General features: G+C 75.3%; 2 protein-coding genes and 1 pseudogene. All 3 read right to left on the bottom strand.

Annotated elements, in window-relative coordinates; genetic code table 11:
• The coding region (locus tag ACE3Q3_RS09075) for a cytochrome ubiquinol oxidase subunit I (RefSeq protein ID WP_374444767.1) at nucleotides 1-1,405 on the bottom strand (1,405 nt) is incomplete at its 3' end.
• Between the two features lie 84 nt (nucleotides 1,406-1,489).
• Nucleotides 1,490-3,181, bottom strand: a complete 1,692-nt coding sequence (locus ACE3Q3_RS09070; RefSeq protein ID WP_374444765.1) for an amino acid ABC transporter ATP-binding/permease protein — start codon at nucleotides 3,179-3,181, stop codon at nucleotides 1,490-1,492.
• Nucleotides 3,178-3,601 (bottom strand): annotated as a pseudogene (locus tag ACE3Q3_RS09065) (thiol reductant ABC exporter subunit CydD); the annotation flags it as partial. The pseudogene ACE3Q3_RS09065 and the gene ACE3Q3_RS09070, both read right to left, overlap by 4 nt.

Here is a 3,601-nt window from a genome sequence, read left to right as displayed (position 1 = left end):
TGGAGCGGGCGGCGGCCGCCGCCAGCACGCCCTCGATGATCCCGGGCTGGCGGCCGAACTCGGCGCCGAACCAGCCGAGTTCGGCCGCGATCCAGGGCAGCGGGATGGCGAGGACGGCGACGCGCAGCAGGACGGGATGGCGGTCGAGCCGGCGCCGGGCCGAGAGGTAGAAGAAGGCGGCGGTCAGCGCGATGAAGAAGAAGCCGAGCCCGACCATGATGCGGAACGCCCAGAAGAGCGACGGCACATGCGGGACGTTGTCCCAGGCCGCGCGCGAAATCTGGGCGTCGGTCGCCCGCCGCGGGTCGTCGACGTAGCGCTTCAGCAGCAGGGCGTAGCCGAGGTCGCGCCCCTTGTCCTCGAAGGCCTGCCGGACCTCGGGCGCCACGGGCGCACCGCCGGCGGCGCGGATCTTCTGGAGGGCGTCGAAGGCGGCGATGCCGTTGCGGATGCGGACCTCGGCATGGGCGACCAGTTCCTCGATGCCGGGAATCTCGGTGGTCAGCGAGCGGGTGCCGATCAGCCCCATCACCCAGGGGACACGGACCGCGAAGTGCGTCTCGCGCGCCTCCTGGTCGGGGAAGCCGAAGACCGTGAAGGCGGCCGGCGCGGGCTCCGTCTCCCACATGCCCTCGATGGCCGCCAGCTTCATCTTCTGGTGCTCGGTCGAGAGGTAGCCGCTCTCGTCGCCGAGGACGACCACCGACAGCGCGGCGGCAAGGCCGAACGAGGCGGCCACGGTCATCGAACGCTTGGCGAGATCGACGTGGCGGCCCTTCAGCAGATACCAGGCGGAGACGCCGAGCACGAAGACCGACGCGGTGACGTAGCCGGCCGAGACCGTGTGCACGAACTTCGCCTGGGCGACCGGGTTGAAGAGGACGGCGAAGAAGTCGGTCACCTCCATCCGCATCGTCTCGGGATTGAAGGCCGAGCCGACCGGGTTCTGCATCCAGCCGTTGGCGATCAGGATCCAGAGGGCGGAGAAGTTGGAGCCGAGCGCCACCGCCCAGGTCGCGGCGAGGTGCCCGACCTTCGACAGCTTGCCCCAGCCGAAGAAGAAGAGGCCGACGAAGGTCGCCTCCAGGAAGAAGGCCATCAGCCCTTCGATCGCCAAGGGCGCGCCGAAGATGTCGCCGACATAGTGGCTGTAGTAGCTCCAGTTCATGCCGAACTGGAACTCCATGACGATGCCGGTGGCGACGCCCAGCACGAAGTTGATGCCGAACAGCGTGCCCCAGAACTTCGTCATCTGGCGCCAGATCGGGCGCCCGGTCATGACGTAGACCGTCTCCATGATCGCCAGCAGGACCGAAAGGCCGAGCGTCAGCGGCACGAAGAGGAAGTGGTAGAGCGCGGTGATCGCGAACTGCAGCCGCGAGAGATCGACGATGTCGAGTTCCATCTGGACCCGGCCGGCCGGTGCCGGCCTCCCCTGGTTGCGGCGCCGTCCCGACCGGCGGCGCCCGATTTCCGGTTCGAGCCCGCGTCAGTCGGGGCGCAGTGCGGCCAGCGCGGCCTCGTAGCCGGGCCGGCCGCGTTCGACGATGGCGGTGACCGTCCCCGCTTCGAGGACGATCAGGCGGTCGGCCCCCTCGGCCTCGCGCCGGATATGCGTCGCGACGACGACCGTGCGCCCCGCCGCGCCGGCCGCGAGGCGAGCGAGGACGTCGCGGGCCGTCGCGCCGTCCTGTCCCTCGGTCGGCTCGTCGAGGAGCCAGATCGGCGTGTCGCGCAGGAAAAGGCGCGCCAGCGCCAGCCGCCGCGCCTGGCCGCCCGAAAGCCCGTGCCCGCCGTCGCCGAGCCGGGTCGCGAGCCCGTCCGCGAGGGCCTCGACGTCCGCACGCAGGCCGGCGGCGCCGAGCGCCGCGAGCAGGCGCGCATCGTCGGCCGCGGGGTCGGCGAGACGGAGGTTGCCGGCCAGCGAGTCGCGGAAGAGTTCGGTGCGCTGGGTGAGGAGCGTCGCCGGGCGCCGCTCGGCCCGCCCCGCTTCCGGGGCGACCTCTCCCGCCAGCAGCGCGAGCAGGGTCGACTTGCCGGCGCCGCTCGGCCCGACGAGCGCGATGCGCTCGCCGGCGCCGATCGCCAGCGTGACGCCGCGGAGCGCCGGGGCGGCCGCGCCCGGATGCCGGACCGCGACGCCCTCGAGGCGCACGGCAAGCCCCTCCGGCGGCGGTGCCGGCGCGGCGGCCGCGGACGCCGTCGCCAGGCGCGGCGCGAGGCGGCGCGCCGCGAGCAGCGTGCGGCCCAGTTCGACGGCGCCGCGCCGCAGCGGCTGGAACGGCTCCAGCGCCGCCAGCGCCACCGTCACGCCGAGGGCGGCGACGGCGGCCCCGATCGCATCCGCCTCGACCAGCAGCGCCACCGCGACGAGGGTCCCGGCCAGGAGTGCCGCCCCGGCGATGCCGAGGCCGGCGCCGACCCAGGTCTCGATGCGGTCGAGCGCGTCGTCGCTCTCGGCGACATACCGGTCGGCGGCGGCGAGCCCGTCCCGCCGCGCGTCGAGCTGGCCCGCCATCAGCCACTCGGTCTGGCCGCTGACGAGATCGACGGTGCGCGAGCGCAGCACCTCGAGGCCGCGGGCCCGGCGCCGCGCGGGCCGGTCGGCCGCCCGCGCGGCGGCGATCGGCAGGCCGATCCCGACCGCCGCCAGGAAGAGGACGACCGCGACCCCGAGGAGGGGCTGCATCAGGCCGAAGGCGAGGCCGGCCGCGAGCGCCACCGCCAGGGCGGCCAGCGCCGGCACCAGGACGCGAAGATAGACGGTGTCGAGCGCGTCGATGTCGAGCGTCAGGCGGAAGAGCAGCCGGGCGGGACGGCGGGCGAGGTCGCGCGCGGTGCCGGGCGCGGCCCAGCCGCGGAACAGGCGCTCGCGGAGGCCGGCGAGGACGGCCAGCGCCGCGTCGTGCGTCGCCAGGCGCTCGCCGTAGCGGGCGGCGGTGCGGGCCAGGGCGAGAAAGCGGATGCCGGCGGACGGGGCGAAGACGTCGAAGGCGAGCGCGGTCGCGACCGAGAGGCCGGCGATCGCGGTCGCGGTGACGAACCAGCCCGAGAGCGCGAGCAGCGCCGCCCCGGCCAGCGCCGTCGCGGCGGCGAGCGCCGCCCCGCCCAGCAGCCGGAGCCGGTTGCCGGCGAGGAAGAGCCCGACGATCGGGCGGAGCGGGCCGAGGCGCGCGCTCATGCCGCCACCTCCGCCGCCGGCGCCGCCGGAGCGAGCCGGACGACGCGGTCCATGCGCCGGGCCAGCGCCGGATCGTGGGTGGCGACGATCAGCGTGCGGCCGCGGGCGATCGCGACCAGCGCGTCGGCGATCGCCGCGGCGGTCTGGGCGTCGAGATGGGCGGTCGGCTCGTCGGCCAGGACGAGGCCGGCGTCGGGCGTGGCCGCGACGCGGGCCAGCGCCAGCCGCGACGCCTCCCCGCCCGATAGGCCGAGCCCGTTCTCGCCGATCGGCGCCGGCCCGCGCCGGTCGGCGACCGCACCGAGGCCGGCACGGCCGAGCGCGTCCCGGACCGCGCCCGGGCCGATGCCGGCCCGGCCGAGCGCGACGTTGCCGGCGAGCGTGCCGGCGAAGACGTGCGGCTGCTGGCCGATCCAGGCG

The organism is Allostella sp. (assembly GCF_041913585.1).
Lineage (GTDB): Bacteria > Pseudomonadota > Alphaproteobacteria > ATCC43930 > Allostellaceae > Allostella.
Note: the sequence above shows the minus strand (reverse complement) of the source record. Positions and strands in the feature narration are given on the sequence as shown.

Coding starts and splice junctions, on each gene's coding strand:
- ACE3Q3_RS09070 (WP_374444765.1), bottom strand. CDS start 3,181: ATGAGCGCGCGCCTCGGCCCGCTCCGCCCGATCGTCGGGCTCTTCCTC.